General features: G+C 57.6%; 14 protein-coding genes and 3 pseudogenes. 7 read left to right on the forward strand and 10 right to left on the reverse strand.

The genetic code is table 11. The annotated features are described in order from the left end of the window. Position 1: 1 nt before the first annotated feature. From P9292_RS02000 to istA (P9292_RS02020), 5 genes and pseudogenes are all read right to left on the reverse strand, one after another. Positions 2 to 1,741, reverse strand: a complete 1,740-nt coding sequence (locus P9292_RS02000) for a site-specific integrase (RefSeq protein WP_309854333.1) — start codon at positions 1,739 to 1,741, stop codon at positions 2 to 4. A gap of 217 nt (positions 1,742 to 1,958) precedes the next feature. Continuing rightward, positions 1,959 to 2,612 (reverse strand): formylglycine-generating enzyme family protein, encoded by a 654-nt coding sequence (locus P9292_RS02005; protein ID WP_309957867.1) that lies wholly within the window; start codon positions 2,610 to 2,612, stop codon positions 1,959 to 1,961. 203 nt (positions 2,613 to 2,815) lie between these two features. Beyond that, entirely contained in the window at positions 2,816 to 3,595 is a 780-nt protein-coding gene (locus tag P9292_RS02010) for an SDR family oxidoreductase (RefSeq protein ID WP_309957869.1), read from the reverse strand. Between the two features lie 338 nt (positions 3,596 to 3,933). Beyond that, a pseudogene (istA, locus tag P9292_RS02015) lies at positions 3,934 to 4,965 on the reverse strand (IS21 family transposase); the annotation flags it as partial. Positions 4,966 to 5,200: 235 nt separating this feature from the next. Continuing rightward, positions 5,201 to 6,447, reverse strand: a pseudogene (istA, locus tag P9292_RS02020) (IS21 family transposase); the annotation flags it as partial. 228 nt (positions 6,448 to 6,675) lie between these two features. Here istA (P9292_RS02020) and P9292_RS43080 point away from each other — a divergent pair. After that, a pseudogene (locus tag P9292_RS43080) lies at positions 6,676 to 6,831 on the forward strand (transposase); the annotation flags it as partial. 122 nt (positions 6,832 to 6,953) lie between these two features. Here P9292_RS43080 and istB read toward each other — a convergent pair. The 4 genes from istB to P9292_RS02045 form a co-directional block, all read right to left on the reverse strand. Next, the gene (gene istB, locus P9292_RS02030) at positions 6,954 to 7,742 is read right to left on the reverse strand and encodes an IS21-like element helper ATPase IstB (protein ID WP_309957871.1); all 789 of its coding nucleotides are present in this window, start codon (positions 7,740 to 7,742) and stop codon (positions 6,954 to 6,956) included. 2 nt (positions 7,743 to 7,744) lie between these two features. Then, positions 7,745 to 9,271 (reverse strand): IS21 family transposase, encoded by a 1,527-nt coding sequence (gene istA, locus P9292_RS02035; RefSeq protein WP_309957873.1) that lies wholly within the window; start codon positions 9,269 to 9,271, stop codon positions 7,745 to 7,747. Positions 9,272 to 9,617: 346 nt separating this feature from the next. Next, a complete protein-coding gene (locus tag P9292_RS02040; protein WP_309957875.1) occupies positions 9,618 to 10,631 on the reverse strand; it encodes an IS110 family transposase in 1,014 nt (337 codons plus the stop codon). Positions 10,632 to 10,898: 267 nt separating this feature from the next. After that, entirely contained in the window at positions 10,899 to 11,918 is a 1,020-nt protein-coding gene (locus tag P9292_RS02045) for an IS110 family transposase (protein WP_309957877.1), read from the reverse strand. A gap of 247 nt (positions 11,919 to 12,165) precedes the next feature. Here P9292_RS02045 and P9292_RS02050 point away from each other — a divergent pair, with 247 nt between their 5' ends. Continuing rightward, entirely contained in the window at positions 12,166 to 12,561 is a 396-nt protein-coding gene (locus P9292_RS02050) for a CinA family protein (RefSeq protein WP_309957920.1), read from the forward strand. A 9-nt stretch (positions 12,562 to 12,570) separates the two neighbouring features. Then, a complete protein-coding gene (nadE, locus tag P9292_RS02055) occupies positions 12,571 to 13,416 on the forward strand; it encodes an ammonia-dependent NAD(+) synthetase (RefSeq protein WP_309957879.1) in 846 nt (281 codons plus the stop codon). A gap of 627 nt (positions 13,417 to 14,043) precedes the next feature. Here the strand turns inward: nadE and P9292_RS02060 are convergent. Then, complete coding sequence (locus P9292_RS02060) at positions 14,044 to 14,598, reverse strand: DUF3005 domain-containing protein (protein ID WP_309957881.1); 555 nt, start codon at positions 14,596 to 14,598, stop codon at positions 14,044 to 14,046. 212 nt (positions 14,599 to 14,810) lie between these two features. Here P9292_RS02060 and P9292_RS02065 point away from each other — a divergent pair, with 212 nt between their 5' ends. The 4 genes from P9292_RS02065 (at position 14,811) to P9292_RS02080 (ending at position 17,419) form a co-directional block, all read left to right on the forward strand. Beyond that, positions 14,811 to 15,341: a DUF4142 domain-containing protein gene (locus P9292_RS02065; protein WP_309957922.1), complete on the forward strand. Its 531-nt coding sequence runs from the start codon at positions 14,811 to 14,813 to the stop codon at positions 15,339 to 15,341. 103 nt (positions 15,342 to 15,444) lie between these two features. Next, a complete protein-coding gene (locus P9292_RS02070) occupies positions 15,445 to 16,383 on the forward strand; it encodes a hypothetical protein (protein ID WP_309957883.1) in 939 nt (312 codons plus the stop codon). A gap of 128 nt (positions 16,384 to 16,511) precedes the next feature. Then, positions 16,512 to 17,009: a DUF892 family protein gene (locus tag P9292_RS02075; RefSeq protein WP_309957885.1), complete on the forward strand. Its 498-nt coding sequence runs from the start codon at positions 16,512 to 16,514 to the stop codon at positions 17,007 to 17,009. 176 nt (positions 17,010 to 17,185) lie between these two features. Next, positions 17,186 to 17,419, forward strand: coding sequence for a DUF378 domain-containing protein (locus P9292_RS02080; RefSeq protein WP_309957887.1), 234 nt, complete (start codon positions 17,186 to 17,188; stop codon positions 17,417 to 17,419). Positions 17,420 to 18,925: the final 1,506 nt, after the last annotated feature.

Consider the following 18,925-nt stretch of genomic DNA (forward strand, 5'->3'; position numbering starts at 1 on the left):
ACTACTCGCCCGAATACCTTGCGCCGAATACATCATTGAGTTGCCGTGCTCGCTTCACGTCATCTGAATGGAGATAAATCGAGGTGGTGGCAATGGATGCATGCCGGAGGTTGTCCCGGACGGTCGTGAGTTCCGCGCCATTGGACAGTGCCAGGGACGCGTGCGAATGCCGCATCCAGTGCGGTGTCGCTGCGCGCAATTTATCGGCGAGTGGCGGATGATCGACTTCGAGCGCTTGCGCGACTTGCTTGAAAAACCGCTTCATCACAGCCCAGAGGCGAACACCGCTAATGGCTCGATTCGTGTCTGAGTCCAGATTGCCGATCAACGGCGTGTTGAGCTTCCAGCGCTCTCGGGAAACGGGTAACTGTCGCGCGAGCAAGTAAGTGGTCAGCGCGTTCCAGGCGAGCGGCGGCAACGCCACTTTGCCGATTCTGTGCCCTTTGCCGGTGACGCGAAGCCAATAGAGGCCGGTTGGATCGGTCTCGATCTGCCGGAGCGTGGTGCCCACGAGTTCGCCCGCCCGTAGGCCAGTCGCCACGCCAAAGTCAAGCAAAAACCGCAGTCGGTGCGCCGCGGGCGCGGACCAGCCGTACGCGTATTCCAACCCATCGGCGATCGTCCGGATCAACTGCCACTCTCCATCGGTAAAAGCGCGCGACGCATCGAGCGCCGCCGCGGCCGTTCCCCCGCGAACTTTGATGCCCGAGAATGGGTTCGCCAACACGTAATGTTCGTCGATCAGCCAGCGGAACAGCGCATTCAGAATGGAAATCGCGTGTGCCGCCGATCGCGCCGACAACGCGCCCGCGAAAGGACGCCAATCGGGTGAATGGCGTGGGCGCAGCGGCCCCACCCAACGCGCGTGCGGAGTCGGCCGGCGCAGGAACGCGCGGTACGCCACTGCATCTTCGGTCGTGAGCGACGACAGCGCGCGGCCGCGCTCCACGATCGCCCACAGGATCAGGCGCTCGGCTTCCTTCCGGTACGTGCGCCGGGTCGCCGGCGACTCGTGCAGCGAGAGCCAGGCGTGAATCGCGTCGTAGTCGTTGCCGGCGTCGAGGGTACAGGTGGCGACCGGTGCCCGGAAGGTACCTTCAGACCCATCGACTTGATGCGGAAGTTTGAGCGACTCCCACGGCACGACGATGCCACGCGGTTCCGACAGGATCAACGCGCGGGCCCGCTCGGTGAGCGAAGGATGGGCGGCGAAGAATGCTTCGATGGCTTTCGCGCTCGCCGCACCCAGGTCGGGAATCACGGTCCACCACTGACGCCGGCGCGGAATGCGCACGGTTAAGTCAGCGAGGGTGAGGATGTCGTACGCGTGGAGCGCGCGCACCGTGCGAGGCGAGAACCAGCGCTCGACGGGGTCGGCGATGTCGGGCAACGGCGGTCGTGCGTGCCGCAAGACTTCGATCGCTTGCGACACTGCTTGCGCGTGCTGCTCGCGCGATGCAACGGGGTGACGCAACACGTCCGCGAGGTCGGCACGCTTGATCTGGTCCGCCCGGTCAACGAGCTGGCGGCGAATGCGTCCGATCACGCCGCGGGCCGACTTCGCCAGTTCGTTCGGCAGGAAGCGTTGGACGGCTTCGCGCGAGGCGAGGCCGGCGGACCACGCGCGCAGCGCCGCCAGTTCGTCGGCCGTCGGGAATTCAGGCAGATCGAGCTGATCAGGCAGGGCGGTGTCGGCAGGGGAGACAGCCGCCGAGACCGACGATCGGAGACGCGTTTTCATGAACGCAAGTTTAGAGCAAAAACGGCACTATTAGGATAAGGGTAGTTATCAAAATAACGGTGCTCTCTAGCCCGAATCAGAGATAGACAAGGTTCGTTCGGACGCAATCAGAACACGCACCTATCGGAATGCAGTACAGCGCGTTCATCCAGTACCCGCTCCGAGCCGCTCCGGGAGGCAAGCGAAGTTCCCCATGCCGACGGCTCACAACACTCACTTATTGCACGATCCTGGCCAGACGGAAGCCAATATTGTTGTCCCTGTGATCGGACCCATCGCCACCACGGTAAGAAACGCGGGCGCGTGATGCGGCCCGATTCCAGCCGCCGCCTCGCGTAACCCGGTCATCACAATCGCCTGTCATCCAGGCACTGCCGTCTTTCGGGGCACCCTGATAACTGCTGTTGTAGCAGTCCTGCGTCCATTCCCATACATTGCCGGTCATGTCGTACAGGTTCCATGCGTTCGGCCGCTTGCCGCCTACATCGTGAGTGCTATCGTTACTGTTATCCGAATACCAGGCGAGTTCGGCTATGTCGCCCGAGCCACAGTAAGTGTTGTTTGCCTGACCGGCCCGGCATGCATATTCCCATTGAGATTCGCTTGGCAGGCCGATTTGCGTATTGCTCAGCTTCCCCAACTTCTGAGCCGCAGCCTCAGCATCGGTCCACGCCACTTGCTCTACCGGACGCTGCGCGCCTTTGAATTCACTCGGATTGCTTTCCATCAATTTCGCGTACTGATCCTGCGTGACTTCGTACTTTCCAAGATAGAAGCCGCGCAAGCAAACCTGATGCACAGGTTCCTCTTTTCGTGCGCCATCCGTCGAGCCCTGATCGAAGCAACCGCCTGGCACCCAGACAAACTGCATACCGGTTACGGGCTCAGTCCACACCGTACCAGCAGTCGGTTCGGCTTGAGCCAGGGCGCACAATAGCGTTCCCGCAAGAAGTACCCACGTTCGGAATCTGTTTCGTTTGCTATGACGCATCTGATTTCCTGATATTCAACGTTAAAGTCTGACCTGGATAAACCTGAAACTGTGGCGGTACAGTCGCCGTCACCTTTCTGGAGCTACATGACAGGCGACATGTTCCCGTCAACATTGATCGAGGTTCCCGTGACGAAACTGGCGAGGTCCGAAGCGAGAAAGCACGCGACGTTCGCAAATTCCTCGGCTGTTCCAACGCGGCCCAGTGGCACGTTTTTCCCCATCTCAGACAGAAATTCTTCGTAGGTGCCGCGTTCCGATCGCGCGTGTTTGCGGACCCATTGATCGCTATCGATGAGCCCCACATGCAAGGCATTGACGAGCACGTTGAACGGAGCGCCTTCGCCGGCTAGCACTTTCGTCAACGCCATGCCCGCTGCGCGAGATACGGACGTTGGCGCTGACGCCGCCTTGGGGGCCTTTGCGCCTATATTGAGCACATTGATGACGCGACCCCAGCGGCGATCGACCATCTGGGGCCAAACGAGCCGTGTGAGGCGAATGGCGGCAAACAGCTTCAAATCAAGGTCGGCTTGCCAGACATCGTCGGAAATCGAAACAAATGGTCCGGTCTGCGACATTCCGGCGTTATTGACTACGATATCGATCTTCCCGAATGCGCTCATTACTTCGCTATACGCGGCAGATAGTTGATCGGCTTTCGTTACGTCGCACGACACGACGTGAATGCGTCCTTGTGCGAACTTGGACACATGCTGTCGCGCTTCGTCCAGAGACTCGCGATTGCGAGCGAGTATCGCGACGTCCGCGCCGCTTTGACTCATCCGAGCGGCAACGGCCAGCCCGATTCCCTTGCTGCCTCCGGTAATGATGGCGACACGTCCGCCGAGATTTGCTTCCATCCGATTCTCCTGTCTTAGACACTGCGTTATATTCCGCCTGCTTTCAGACGGCAGTTTCCAGGTTCGAGTTCTTTGTTTCCGGCATCAGCCATGCACCGATAAACACGAGTACGTATGAGCCGAGTGCCAGCACGCCGATTGACGGCCCGAGTCCGAACCGAGCGCTCAACAAGCCGACGGCTGCGGGAGCGAACGAGCCGACACCTCTCCCGAGGTTGTAGGAGAACCCACCTGCGCTCGCGCGGATCTGGGCCGGAAACAATTCTGAAAAGCAAGCGCCCATGCCGGATACGATGCCGGACTGAAACATGCCCAGGAGATAGCCAAGCACGAACATGAAGGCGCTGGTCGTACACGGACAGCGGGTGCTGTAGCGGAGACAGCCAGTCGTGGAATCGCTCGCGCAGCTCTTGTCCGCTCGCCGGTGTCGTTGCTGGTAACAGCGCCGGATACGGTGGCGGTACGCTCTGCAAGGCCTTCTGCTCAACAGGCAGTTGCTCGCCTGGCTTCAATCGGGTTGTTCCATGTATCCGGACATGCGCAACTTCGCGTAGCCAACGCCAGACTTCAGTGTTGGCGGTCGTCACGTCCAGTTCGACGTTAGCCGCCTTGAACTGAGCGGCCAACGGAACGTAAAAACTGCGGCGCAAATATCCGTTCATCCGTTCGACCTTGCCTTTGGTCTTCGCGCGATAGGGCCGACAAAGCTGGGGCTGAAACCCGTAGTGCCGGGCGAAGTCGAGAAACCCCGGCTGGAAGCGGTGCTGCTTTGGACCGTACGCATCCCGCTCGATGACAACGGTCTTCATATTGTCGTACAGCGCACGGCGCGGCACACCGCCGAACCAGTTAAAACAGTTGACGTGACACCTCAGCAAAGTATCGAGCCGCATGTCGGAAACGAATTCGACGTAGGTCGCACGGCTATAGCCGAGAGTGGCCACGAATGCGAACAGATTCGCTCCTTTGCGCCTGCGGAACTCGACCCAGTCGACCTGCATCTGATCGCCCGCAGCAGTCTCGAATCGCACCAAAGGATCGGGCGCCGGTGCGGGCCTCAATGTGGCAACGAACTTGCGCACGATCCTCTCGCCGCCATCGAATCCCTTCGACTGAATCTCGCGCCACAGAACTGTCGCTGGAATCCAGTCCGGAGCCGCTGACGCGATCCGTTCCCGAAGATAGGCTTCGAACGGTTTCAGTATCGACTCGCGCGGAGTCGCCGCGGGCCGAAACGTTGGCGCGTCCTCCGTCGCCAGATACTTCCTCACAGTGTTGACGGAGCAGCCAACCTCACAAGCAATGGCACGCAGGCTCTTGCCCTGCTTGTGCAATATCCTGATCTGCATGTATCCCTCGTACGAGATCATCGCCGCTCAAAGCGGCCATTATCCCTTCGTCGAGGCGTATCAATTCTTCAGTGCCGACCGTGTATCAATTTACAGGTGCCGATGACAACCGCAGCCAGCTTGGCTTGCTCAGTATATTTTCTCATGAACCCCTCGGGTTGATGTCCAACCTTCGGGGTTCAGTTCATGAAGTGGTGGGAACCACTTTGGCGTCTCTGATTGCGCGAATCAAGACGGCCGTGCCGCGACGCTTACTGCATGCCTGGCGCTGCGGTAGCTGCTCAAGCAGGCGATCGAAGGTCAGTCGATACGCCTCGCGCGGAAAGATCTGATCGCGGTAGACCAAGTTGAGCAGCGCCATGGGCTTGCGGCGCAGCGCGTGGATGACGTGCCGGTAGTTGATGACGTGGCCGTGCTTGCCATTGGGACCCGCGCGGCCGCGCTGCAGTGTCATCAGGGCCGTGCCGCCCAGAAACAGTTCCAGCCGGTCGTCGTACAGCCGTACGCGCAGGTGATGTCCTATCAACCGTGACGGGACGGTATAGAACACCTTGCGCAGGACGAAGCCGCAGGTGGTCGTGACATACACGCGCGTTTCCTCGTAGTCGCACGTACGCTGGACCGGAAGCGGCTGAAGCAGTGCCCGCTCGAGCTCGATGCGTTTGCCATTACGCGCGTTGATTCGACGTCGATGAAGCGGCGATAGGAACCGAGATTGTCGAAGTCGTGACTGCCGCGCAGAAGCAACGCATCGCGCACTGCGCTCTTGAGGTGGCCATGAGGGCTCTCGATGGAGCCGTTCTCGTGAGCAACGCCACGGTTGTTGCGTGTGGGCTGCATGCCGTAGTGCGCGCACAGCGCATCGTAACGCGTGGTGAGATCCTTGCGCGCGTCGGCATCGAGATTGCGGAACGCCGCCGACAGGCTGTCGCTGCGGTGCTCGCGCGGGGCGCCCCCGAGTGCCCAGATGGCGTTCTGCAGCCCTTCAGCCAGCGCGACATAGCTCTCGCCGCCGAGAATGACGTGAGCGTGCTCAAAGCCCGAGCAGGCCAGCCGGAAATGATAGAGGCGGTGGTCAAGCGCGACACCCGCCACCGTGACGCCCAGGCTGCCCATCTCGGTGAAGTCGGACAACCCGAGACGACCGGGTTCGTGTACCTGACGGAACATAACGTCTTGCTCCTCGCCATGGAGTGCACGCCAGTCACGAATACGGCGCTCCAGTGTGCGCCGCACGTTGCTCGGAAGTTCGGGGTGGCGCCGAAGCATCTCGTCCAGTACGGCTATCGGCCGGATGCCGGGAGCGGACTGGAGCAGCGGCACGATCTCGGTGTCAAAGATTGCCGCTAGGGGATCGGGACGCCGACGCCGACGAGGTGCCTTCTTCTGCGATGGCAGTCGCCGATCGTGATCGATGCGATAACCCGTGGCGGCGCTGAACCCGGCGCGCGCAGCCGCTTGAGCTGGTCCTTCCTTGAGCCTGTACTTCATGTAGAGCCTCATCTGATGGTCGTTGATGTGTCGGCCGGGCAACTCAGCCTCCCTTCGCTACATGGAAGAGCTGTTCATACCCGATTTACCGCGACCACCGACAAGGCACCCCAGCAGCGGGGTGGACTCCTCGGCGCGGCGTTTCGGCAGCGGTTCCGGGCTACGCCCTCCACCGCTGCCGAAACGACAGTACTCTCATCCTGATTGACGCACGGCTCTCATCTTGTTTGACGCGCGGCACGGGACGGACGACGCGAATTCAACGAGGATGCCGTTCGGGAACTTGTCGCTCTGTGTCTAAGGCCTGGCGTATCGATCGCTCGTGCGGCAATGGATCACGACGTGAATCCGAATCAGCTGCGCCGATGGATCGTACGGTATCAGCCGCAAATCCTGCACAATTCCTCGACGTTCAGGAGTCGACAATGCACAGGTGTTGCTTTTCGCCGTAAAGGGGCCGGGTGTTTTCGGCGCAATGGCGCCAGCGAAAGGCGCCTGATTCGGGGCTCGAACGGGGATCAAGAATCCTTGTTTTTACCTCCTTTCGCAAGTGCTGATTTGTTGCTCTCGGGCATCGGGCGTGGAACACGGTAGCTCTCGCCGTCGAGCACGACGCGGTATGCCGCGTGTCGCAAGCGATCAAGCGTTGCAGCGCCGAGCATTTTGTTGGTCGCGAACGCGTCGCCCCATTCCGTAAAATCCAAATTACTTGTTAAGACAGTCGATGTACGCTCGTACCTCTCGGCAATCAGATCGTGGAAGTCTTCGTCTTCGGGCGTGCGCATGGGTTTCAGTCCAAAGTCGTCAATGATGAGCAACGGCACCTTGGCAAGCGCCTGGAATCGCCGTTCGTAGGAGCCCACGGCTTGCGCGTTGCGTAGCGTGCTGAGAAGCCGAGTCTGAGTCATGAACAGGACATCGTGACCTTGCCGGGCGGCGGAGTGGCCCAGTGCCTGCGCCAGATGGCTTTTGCCTGTTCCGCAAGGACCGGCGATCAGCACGCTGACCTTCTCATCGATGAAGCGACAGGTCGCGAGATCATGGACGACGGCGCGATTAAGATTGGGTAGCCGGTCGAAGTCGAAACCTTCCAGTGTCTTCTGTCCACGGAAGTTCGCGCGGCGCATGCGGGCGTCGAGCTTTCGATGATCGCGCCGTGCGATCTCGTCCTGGATAAGCAACGTCAGGAAATCGGTATAGGCGAGCTTACGGTCGATGGCTTCACGGTTGCGTGCTTCGAGCGTGTCGAGGATGCCGGACAGTCGCAATTGCTTAAGAGAAGACGTGAGTTCGGGAATTGGATTCATGTTCAATGGATCAGGAGAGTCTGGGTATCGCGGCAGAAGCGGCCGCCGTGGGTGTAGGTGGTCGAGCCTGACTCAACAGGTTCAATCGACAGCCAGGTCTGATCGAGGCCTTTCTGCAAGATCAGCTTGACGGCTTTGTAGCTCGGCGTGCCGAAGTGATTCGCGCGACGGCAGGCCGCCTCCAGGCGCGATGCGCCGAACTGCTGAGCGAAGCGCAGCACGCCCTGGACGGCGCGCAGCTTGATGAGAACCTGATCGCCGAAGAGCGTGTGAACAAGCGCGTAGCATGACGGCCCGATACGTTGTGCTTCTCTCAGACACCATTGGGTGTCGTGCATTTGCCAGGCCTGTGCTGCTGGCGGCATGTGATCGGCCACAGTGATACGCGTTCCTGGCGTAGTCTGGCGGACATGCGATGCCGACAGTTCGTGCTCGTAGTAGAGCTGCACCATGGTGGCGGTCGCCTTGAGCCACAGATCTTTACCGGCAAGCCGGAACGGCACAGAATAGTAGGCGCGCTCGAATTGCACATGGGCGTCGCGATGAACCTTCACGCGCGCCCAGGTTGCCAGCTCGGGCGGCACATCGGGAAGCGGCTGCAACAGCGCCTGTTCGACATCCTCGAAACGCTTGAGCGGCACTTCGCGCGTCGTGCCATGCGTCCGGGTGCTGGCCTCGTGCATCACCCAGGCTCGCGCTTGCCGGTTGGCGTCGTCAAGGTCACGGAATTCGCGAAGAGGAAGGAAACTCGACTTCACGTATTTGACGCCCGACTCGACAATTCCTTTTTTAGCCGGGTCCCTCGGCGGACACGGATCGACCTTGAACGAATACCCTTCGGCGCATTGCGCGTAAGCGCGCTGGACTTCGGGTTCGTAGATGCAGGCCTTGACGATGGCACACTTGGGGTTATCGATGATGACGCGGCCCACTACGCCATTGAACCACTCGAAGGCGTGACGGTGACATAGCAACCATGTGTCGACGCTCTGATCGCGGACAAACTCAACGTATTGATGCCGCGACCAGCACAACGTCATCACGAAGAACCACGTCTTGTGGACCTCGCCGGTGTGTGCATCGGTGATGGTCGGACCTGCGCCGAAATCAACTTGCGCGGCTTCTGCGGGTTTGAACTCAAGCCGCATCGGAACATCCGGCGTGAGCTCCGCCTTCAATTGCTGAAGTAGCCTGTAGACGGATGAGTAGCTTCCCGTGTAGCCGTGGTTGCGCACCAGCGCGCTGTGAATCGTCGTGCCGGGGACGCCCGCGTCGTGCCACTGGGCAATCTGTTCGCGCCACGGTTCGGCCGACGAGATACAGCTCGCGGGCAGGAACTCCTTGTGGCTGAACGCTGTAGCAAGCTGCGCGTCATCCGGCAGAGCGTTGTCCGGAGAAAGCCACCCGCGCTCGGTTGCGATCTCCCGCACGGCTGCCAGCTTCTTACGGCCCATGATCTTCGACCGGTCGATATCCCGGTCGGAGTCACCCTGGCGCATTCGCACCAGAACCTGTCGATATTGGTACATCTCGAACTATATGAACACCTCCCGTTTTGCGACAGCTTTTCGTGTGTTTCGACTACGGCAGGATGGTTGCAGCTCTATATCCGTACATGGACTCCCGCCTATGAGCAAGATCGGGTTGCATTTTGAAGGTCTCGACTGCGTCCGTACATTCGGCTTCTGATGTGCCTGCCATCAGCACGAGCCATCATGGAAGTTTGCGCGCTTGCCCCTCATCGGGCTTTTGGCTTCGTAAAGCAGCCGCCGGATATATCAGGATCTGCAAGCGCCGGTCCGACCGGTTCGCCATGCTTACCGCTTCTTGCGCAATCGTGGATGGAGTTATGAATCTCAACTCTTTACAGGATGGCTAAGCCACCTTAAAGCTGTCGCTACTGGCCAATATTGCCCACGCTATTCGCGCGGTCTTGTTCGCGAGCGCGATTGTGGCGATGCTTACATGCCGGCGTTGCATCACAGCTTTGATCCAGCAACTGTGCCGGTCGTCTCGACGCCCGACGAAGCGCATCACTGCCCGCGCTCCCTGGACGAGAAGGGTGCGGAGATAGGTGTCACCGTGTTTTGTAATGCCGCCCAATTTTGACTTGCCGCCACTCGATCGCTGCTTGGGCGTCAGACCCAACCATGCTGCGAACTGCCGTCCCTTCTTGAACTGCATAGGATCGCCGACCCCGCTAAACAACGCCGTCGCGACCAGCGGTCCGATCCCGGGAACTGTAGCGAGACGCTGGCAGCTCTCATTGCGTTTGAATATGTCAGCAATTTCAGAAGCAAGCTCGTCGATCCAGCGTTGTAATGCTGCCAGCTGTTCGAGATACATCGAACCAAGCCTCCGTAGCAGGATAGTGATGTGAGCATCTGCATCGTTGACCAAAGCCACAACACCCTGCCTTAACTGGGCAAGACCTATTGGAAAGATGAAGCCCTCTTCGGCAAACATGCTCCGTATCTGGTTTGACTTTGCTGTTCGCTCGTGAACAAGCCGCTCACGCATGCGATGAACTGACTGCAATGATTGCTGTTCGGCGCTTTTGATCGGTACTGGATGGATTCCCGGTCTTGATACCGCGGCGCAGATAGCTGAAGCATCATTCGCATCGTTCTTGCCACCAATCACGAACGGCTTCACATATTGCGTTGGCAGCAGGCGCACTGTGTGCCCCATTTTGGTAAGTTCGCGAGCCCAGAAGTGCGAACCGTGACATGCTTCGATGCCGATCAGACTCGATTCGACTTTCGAGAAGAACTTCAACACATCTGCTCGGCGCAGCTTCCGTTGTATGGCAGGTCTTCCGCTGCGGTCGACGCCATAAACCTGGAACACGTTTTTCGCGATATCAAGACCGATGGTGAGCGTAGGCATATCGAATCTCCCGAAAGTGGCTCCGGAAGTGTGCGCCCCGGAGGGGGCGGGAGTCCATACCATCAGGCTTATTGCAGCTTGGCACGCTGCGGCCCACTATGAAATCCGCTTACTCGCACCTCATTCTTCCTTCGAGCTCAAGGCTCTGTTCGAGATTCAGGTTTAGCGAGTACCGGTCCGACCTGTCTTGTCATCACATACGATTGCCAGCGCAACCTTTCGACGTGTTGTGTACTTAAAACGTTGATTCCGTAGGCGCTGCTATGTTCAAGCCGGCTTTACGCTCGCGTGATTTTTGTCGTATTGCCGTTCATGCGCAAGGATCGCCCAGATCGTGCGAGCCATCTTGTTTGCTTGAGCCACAACCGCTACATTCAATGGACGTCGCTTCCGCATCTGCTCGAGCCAAGGTCCGGGCTCCCTCGTAAGAAAGAGTACGCTGCGCGCGCCGTGAATCAGCAATGTACGCAAGTAGATATCGCCACGCCTGCTGATCCCAAGAAGTTGAACTTTACCCCCCGAACCTGTTTGTGCAGGTACCAGCCCAAGCCAAGATGCAAACTCTCGCCCTGACTTGAATGCTTTCGCGTTTCCCATTGTTGCGACCGCCGCCGTTGCCGTCAGCATCCCAACACCCGGTATTGCCGAGATTGCACGACATGCCTTGTCCTCTTTCAACCACGCCTGCAGGCGCCGCTCAATCACAACGATTTGTTTATCAATTTCCGTCAACCCTGTCCACTGTTCGCGCAGCGTGTCGATCAAGATCGCTGGCAGACGATCGGCCAGGCGCTCAAGAACACCTGGGACCGCCTTGTCAAGCGCAGCGCGCCCCTTGGCCATTACCTCGCCGTACTCAGTCAGTAGTCCTCGCAAACTGTTAATTTGCATTGTACGAAATTTCACCAGTTGCTGGCGCATCCGGTGCAAAGCGAGCACCGCCTGTTGCGTTTCTGTCTTTACCGCGACTGACTTGCCAGGTTGCTGCACGGCCATCCAAATTGCTCGCGCATCCGCTGCGTCATTTTTATTACCTATCACGAACGCCTTGACGAACTTCGCTGGCATCAGCTTCACTTCGTGACCCATGGCCATCAGCTTACGCGCCCAATGTTGCGAGCCACCGCACGCTTCCATGCCGATCAGGCATGGTGCCCGATTTGCAAAATGCTCCAAAAACAACGTCCGTTTTACCGGCTTATTGATGAGTTCCCCAGTTTCAGCGTCAATGTAATGAAGCTGAATGATGTTTTTCGCGATGTCCACACCTACCGTTGTCAAAGGCATTTTGAAGCCTCCGGTTCATTGGGTAATCCTCTATCGTCTTCCAATTCGGTCACTGGTGCCGTTGGCCTGTGAGGCTATGCTTCCTGCCAGCATTCCACGATCGAGGGTGGGAGGTGTTCATATCATTCTTCCTCTTCAAGCCACCCTCCGGAGCAAATGCGTGCCGGCAGAGTAGCGGTTGGTGAAGTTCGAGCGCCCGACTCAGACGCCAGTGGCGCCTTTACGGCGAAAATCTACTAGCGCCTATATGCCGAAAAACTTGCGGCGCCTAAACGCCGAAAACTCCCTGGCGCCTTTATGCCGAAAACGGTTTGGCTCCTTAACGGCGAAAGTTCACAACAGGTACGGCTTGACCAGTGAAGAAGTCGCAAAGGAGATGGCAGAAGGGGCACTTCGCCTTGAGGCGTGTTGTGCAGATGTTTCTGTTTCCAATACGGGGGTGGCCGATGGAAACGCGGGTGATGTTCCCGCACCCGGTACCCAGTGTTTCGGGTGGGCGTTCAAGTTCCAAAATGGCAAGATCGAGTGCGTGACTGAAACGAAGATTTTCAACGGCGAACGTAACGACGTTAGACGTGCTGCGGCGCTCTACGCCTTGTCACGCATCGAACACCACTTCAACGGCCTGTCGAGCAGCTCATAGGAGTTCGAAATGCAGCAAGAAGATAACGATTGGAGAGCTTGGCAAAAGGAAGTGATCACCGAGCTCAACGTTCCACAAGATTTCGACGAAGACCTTGAGCGTGAGCGACGCGTGACATTCTTGTCGAACTACCTCGCCTCGCAAGGCTTGAGAACATATGTGCTCGGGATCAGTGGGGGTGTCGACTCTTTGGTTGCCGGCCGATTAGCGCAGTTGAGCGTTGAACGCCTTCGGGCACGCCGATATGAAGCACATTTTGTTGCCGTCAGATTGCCGTATGGGGTTCAACGCGATGAGCATGACGCCCAACACGCATTGGAATTCGTTCGACCCGACGAAGTGCTCATCGTCAATATCCAAGGCTCGGCTGACGAGATGCTCCTATCGCTCGAGCATGCGGGCGCTCAATACGCTGATGAATATCAAAGGGACTTCGTGCTGGGCAACATCAAGGCCCGCGAGCGAATGATTGCTCAGTATGCAATCGCAGGCACTCGACAGGGCGTGGTAATCGGCACTGACCACGCCGCCGAATCGTTAATGGGCTTTTTCACTAAATATGGTGACGGGGCGGCCGATGTTTTGCCCCTTTCGGGTCTGACCAAGCGACGTGTGAGGGCACTGGCGCGGTCGATGGGCGCAGAAGAACGGCTTGTCAGCAAAGTTCCGACTGCCGACCTGGAAACACTTACGCCACAGCGTCCCGATGAAGACAGCTATGGCATCAGCTATGAGAATATCGATGATTTCCTGGAGGGCAGGGACGTCGGCTCTGAAGTCGTGGCCACAGTGCGCCGCTTTTATACCGCCACGCGACATAAACGCTCGCTGCCAATAACGGTACCTGCAGCATAAAGAGTAGTTCCCACGTTCGTTCGGATGACTTTCTGGCGGCTCAGCCGGATGTGTTCATTGTTCGGTGCACAGAAACGGACTCGATCCCAGGCAGGCTCATCGCTCGCGCGGCAAATCGTCTGAATCCAGACGATGCGCCTTCGCACTCGAACTCTAGCGCTTTGCTCTCGCGCCTGCAGACGAGTCCCTCTTCCGCCATCAGACACAGTAAGGTTGCTCTCAGAGCAGGCGTGCCGCTTGCCACACAAACGGCTACTTTTGCGCGCAGCATGGAACCTCCTCATCGAAGCTGAGTGCTGCGACTGACCCAATTTCCCCGTCACTCTGGTCTAGACGCTTCCGGCCGGCTGGCACCAGCTCCGGCGTCGCTGCGACAGGCGGGAGTGGCCTGAAGTCGCTTACTCGCTCGTTCAACGTCTGCTGGATAATCGATTTCGTCAGCCACCGGATCGAAACCAGCGCATCGGTAGGCTTGCGTGTCTTGCTTGACCGCCTCGCGCGCCGAGCTGCCGCCTGACGAGCAGCCGCTCGCAGATAGGGCGCCCATGGCAAGGAAGCTGGCCATGACAAGCGTAAAGTTGCTTTGAAAGAAGTCGCTGCGACCGAGCTCATTTAACGAAAACATATTCAGTGGTGGATCCGTTCGATTGAAATGAGATGCTCAACACGGCCACCGTTGCGGTCCGCCGATTCCACGCACCCGTGATAGACCATTGTCCATCCCTCGCGGAGATGGATCACAGGTCGATTGCCTTCCGCTCGACTGTCAATACCGCCGAGGCCACCGGCGGGCGCGGGAACGTTGTTCACCAATGTAGCGTTAGTGCCGATCACATTATCGTGTTGAGGCGATAGGTCTCGTTTTGCCTCGAGGCCCTTTCCGTCCGTGTCGACCGTGTCGTCGGATGCCTCCATATTTGCGTTATCGACAGAGACGACACGAGACTTGGCGCGCTCGATCGGGTCTGCTGACTGCGTGGTCACCGAGTCAAGATCAATTCCGGGTAGCGGATCGGACTCGCCATTTGCATATGAAGCAGGAGGGCTTTCTTTCCCCGCATGTTCATTTTTCATCACTTGCGGATCGGCGCGGGCGGTTTCTGTAGCAGGCGTCTCAGATGGCGTACGTGCCTGGATTTCCTTCTGCTGCGATTGAGTCGGATTCGATTCAGCGTTGTTCACGGGAATACCGCCGGTTGCATGAGGTTGCGGGAAAGAGAAGCTGAGCGGCTCGGTCGCCCGCTCGACGAAGAGTGAACAGCATTGCGTGTGCCGCAGACGATCATTTTCTAGAGTGTGGAGCGTTAGAGAACCCCTAGATCCCTACGGCACACCGGTTGCTCGTTAGAAGTGCTTCCAAACCGAACGCTAGGAGCTCAAAAGTGAAATTCAATATGGTCCATTTTGCGGCACTGATGTCTGCGCTTGTCGTTGCGGGACCTTCCGCGTTCGCGCAAACGCAGGCCGCCAGCACCACGCAGGCGAACGACCTTCCTGCGATCGATAAAGCCTTTGTGCAGGCGGCTTCCAAATCGAGCTCAACCGAAATCGACACGGCAAAGCTTGCGAGCAAGCAGTCGCAAGATAAAGACGTGAAGGACTTTGCGCACCACATGATGATTGATCACACGAAACTGACCGTCCAGCTCAAAATGGCTGCGCCTCATGGCGTTGCGGTCCCTAAAGACAATTCGGACACGGCGGTACTCGATACGCTTAAGCCGCTCAAGGGTAAAGCGTTCGATACGGCCTATATAAAAACCGTTGGCATCGAAGGACACGAGAAGGCCGTCGCCGCGTTCCAAAAGGAAGCCCAGGAAGGCCAAAACGCCGATTTGAAGAAAGCCGCGCAAAAAGCGTTGCCCACTATTCAACATCACCTGGAGATGGCGCAGGCGCTTGCGGCCAAGAAGGGTGTGCAATAAACGGGAGGCGCTTCCAAGACGCTAGCTATTTTATCGTCAACTGCGGGCAAGCAGGTGCTGCCTGCCAGTTACTCATTCGGAATGCATTCGCCGGGGTAACGCAATGTTATCGGCAAGCACACTTGAAACCGCGTTCGATATCGGCTGGGACTTTGCTCGGTTTGGGCGAACGCTAGATGCAGGCGTGCACGATCCTGCAGTACTTGAAGGGTTCGCTGCAGGACGCGAGCATTTCCGTGTTCCCCAACACCGCCCGGACCGGTTTGTGTCGAAGTGGCTGCAACTGCGCATCAATGCGTACAAACGGCGTCGTATCCTGGACGCAGGGGTAACACCTTCGTATCTGAGGCGAATCGACGTGCCTTTCTGCCCGATCACCTTATTGCCTCTCACACACGGAGCACTTTGCGATACAGATTGGTCGGTTGATCGTATTAACAACGATGGCGCGTATGCGCCGGGCAATCTGATGGTTATGTCAGTTAAAGTGAACAAGGCAAAAGGCGCAATGAGTTACCAAGCAGTAGCTGAGCTGGCTTCGGCATGCGCGACGGACAATGCGGCTGCCGTAGACTTACGTCGATTATCTGCATCCGAGTGGGCACGGCTCGCATGTGTCATGGTTGGCGCCGCCGATGTCGCCGAAGTCAAATCATCGCTTGGCCCCCTTTTAACGACAATTCCTGAAGACTCTCGTGTTCCACTTTACTATGTACTACAACAAATGCTGCTGCACTCCGCACTATGTGCATCAAAGCGTAATCAAGTTCTGAAAGACCTCAATCGTCTCCAGCCGTCCGCGGAGCGGCGCCTAGCACTTCGCTGCGCAGCGGAACGGCTGTCGATCGCTTTGAAGTCTGTCGATTTCCCGTACGATGCGCTAGCCGACGCGCTCGTGCAGCGTCAACTTCGAGGATGGTTCCAGGCCGTACCTAGCGCCTGCCTACCGGCGCTACTGACACTTTGCGCTTCCCATGGTGCCGAGCAATGCGAGCCGACGCTGCCAGCTGCTTGGTCGATACAGACACGCGGCAAGTTCTAAAGCTGGGAATCACCCTGAGGCGCACGCTTCGCGGTCTCTTTAGTCATGTGAATCGCTATTGCCGCGACGCGGCATGCGGATTGCAGTTACTGACGTGCTCTTACCCAAACCCTGTCTTGGAGAGAATCATGGCTGCTGCAACCACCCTCAACGACCTGTTTATTCATGCTTTGTCCGACGTTTACAGTGCAGAAAAGCAATTGACCAAGGCGCTTCCAAAGCTCGCGCGAGCGGCAACGAATCCAGACTTGGCCGCCGCGTTCAAGACGCACTTGGAAGAGACGCAGGGCCAGATTGACCGAATTGACCAAGTCGTCGAGCTATCCGCGATCAAGCTCAAGCGCGTCAAGTGCGTCGCGATGGAGGGCTTAGTCGAAGAGGGGCAGGAACAGATTGAGGAAATCGAAAAGGGGCCGATCCTCGATGCGGCGCTCATTGCCGCTGCGCAAAAAGTCGAACACTACGAAATTGCGACCTACGGAACGCTTGCCGCGCTCGCCAAGAAGCTTGGCTACAACGATGGCATGAAGCTTCTTCTTGAAACGTTGGAAGAAGAAAAGGCGACGGACCAGAAGTTAACGCTGCTTGCAGAGCAAGAGCTTTCCGAAGAAGAAGTCGGCAAGTGAATCGTTGAGGCTCGTGGTCCTTGCAGGGCAGCTTGCCGCGATGGGCAGCCAACGATGTCCAAGTACAGAGGGTGCCGGTTGACTCTGTTAAACAAACTAACCGTCGCCACCCCCAGCCAAAGACGAGACCATGCGCGTCATTGGCTTCATATCCGTGAAAGTTTGAGGAGCAAATTATGCCAACAGTGACATCGAACGGAACGGTAGTCGTACGTCGCAACCCGGTTGATTGGATTACCGGAGCTCTGGCGGTCATTGGAGCTATTAATTGGGGGTTAGTTGGGCTAGCGCACTTCGATCTGGTCGCCGCTATTTTTGGTGCCGGATCTGCCAGGCGCACGGATCGTTTATATCTTGGTGGGTCTGGCTGGAGTGTACTTGCTCATTCGAGCATTTGTCCCGAACCGTAGCCATGCTCTCGCTAGTCGCTGAGCGAGCTTCAGTGCGCACCCCAGCTGCCACTTTCTACCCCTGACGGATCTTTGAACGAGCAGTCGTCCCGAGCAGATAGCATAGACGCTCGCCATGATGAACGGCCGTTCTTTACTTCGTACGCGATCTGAGAAAAATCGATGATGATCTGGTTCGTCAGTGCTTACGGTGACAGATGTGATGCGGCTGTACGCCGTAGTCGAAACTCGAACGCCTTTGATGGTGAGACGCGTAGCATGATATCAGCGGCCGCCGCCATCGAAGGGTCAATCAGTCGCTGGCGCGCAGTTTCGGGAAGGGGTGAAAGTTCAATCTGCCGATTGTATAAACGGGTTCCTGGTGGCTATCGTTTTTTCACTGTCGCTTTTGAATGCTCTGATGAAGTATGGCGGTGGAGGTGTCTGCAGACCGATGGTTCATTGAAAAGCCGTAGTGTCGTACCTCGACAGTTCGCATCCGAGAGGCTAGCGCTCGACAATGCGCGCAATGAACTAGATGGTGATTTCTGGTTGGCAAACACGATTTTTAGGTCGATCCAATTAACTGTCGGCTGTGAAGTACGTGCTTTATGGGAGATCGTAATGCTGCACTATAGGATGGATGACCGAAAATAAAGTGTAGCGCTGACATGCCGTAGAGTTAGCACATGAAAGATGTACGCCTGTGTTCGTCGGGTGTCACCATAGTGGCTCGACAGGGCGATTCGCATTTGGTCTGGTTCGCTCAGGATGCCAACGACGCTCACCGACGAAGGTCTATGCAAATGTTTCTGCGCTCGCGCTGGGCGTGTGCTGCATCGCTCGTCCTGATAGGCGATCATCTCTCTGACCGTTTTACCGGCCTCGGCGGGCCTTTTTTGCGTGAAGCGCCAAATGCGAAAATATCCATCCGAGCGTCTGAATAAGCTCCATCAACAAACCATGTGGCGCCGCGAAGTCGAAATCGTTGAGCGTCATTGGCAGAATTGCGATGAGGAGGACCGAGTCTCCGCTCGCAGTGAGATCCGGGATCTTCTCGCGCATATAGAGCCCGCGCTAATGTTGAGCTCCCTGGACGACTTAACAAAGGCAGAATTGGTAGACCGAATCCGCGATCTAAATCGGCGGCTCGCGTAGAATCTCTTTATGGCGGCGGTTGGAAAGGTGCTTCTGAGGAAATCATGGCCGGACGTTTTTCACGCACGGTGTTGCGATTGAGATTACGTCGTCCCACTGATTGCGGGAACTATTTCACCAAATCCGGCCGTTCTTTAACTCGGACGACGGTGGCTTCAGGGATAAATTCCAGCGCGATCCCCGCCTCGCCGACGCGCGCGAAACAGCCTGTGATCGTCCCGGTTGGTCCAGTGACTGGGATTGGGACTGTGGGTCAGTGTCTGCGGTGGTGCGGGCTTTCGTCATGATGGATGATGCCCGTTGGTTAAGGCCAACAGCGCGGTTGGGTTTCAACTGGTCTCACCGTTCCTATGTGTCTGCACCTGCTAA

Source organism: Caballeronia sp. LZ001, assembly GCF_031450875.1.
Taxonomy (GTDB): Bacteria; Pseudomonadota; Gammaproteobacteria; order Burkholderiales; family Burkholderiaceae; genus Caballeronia.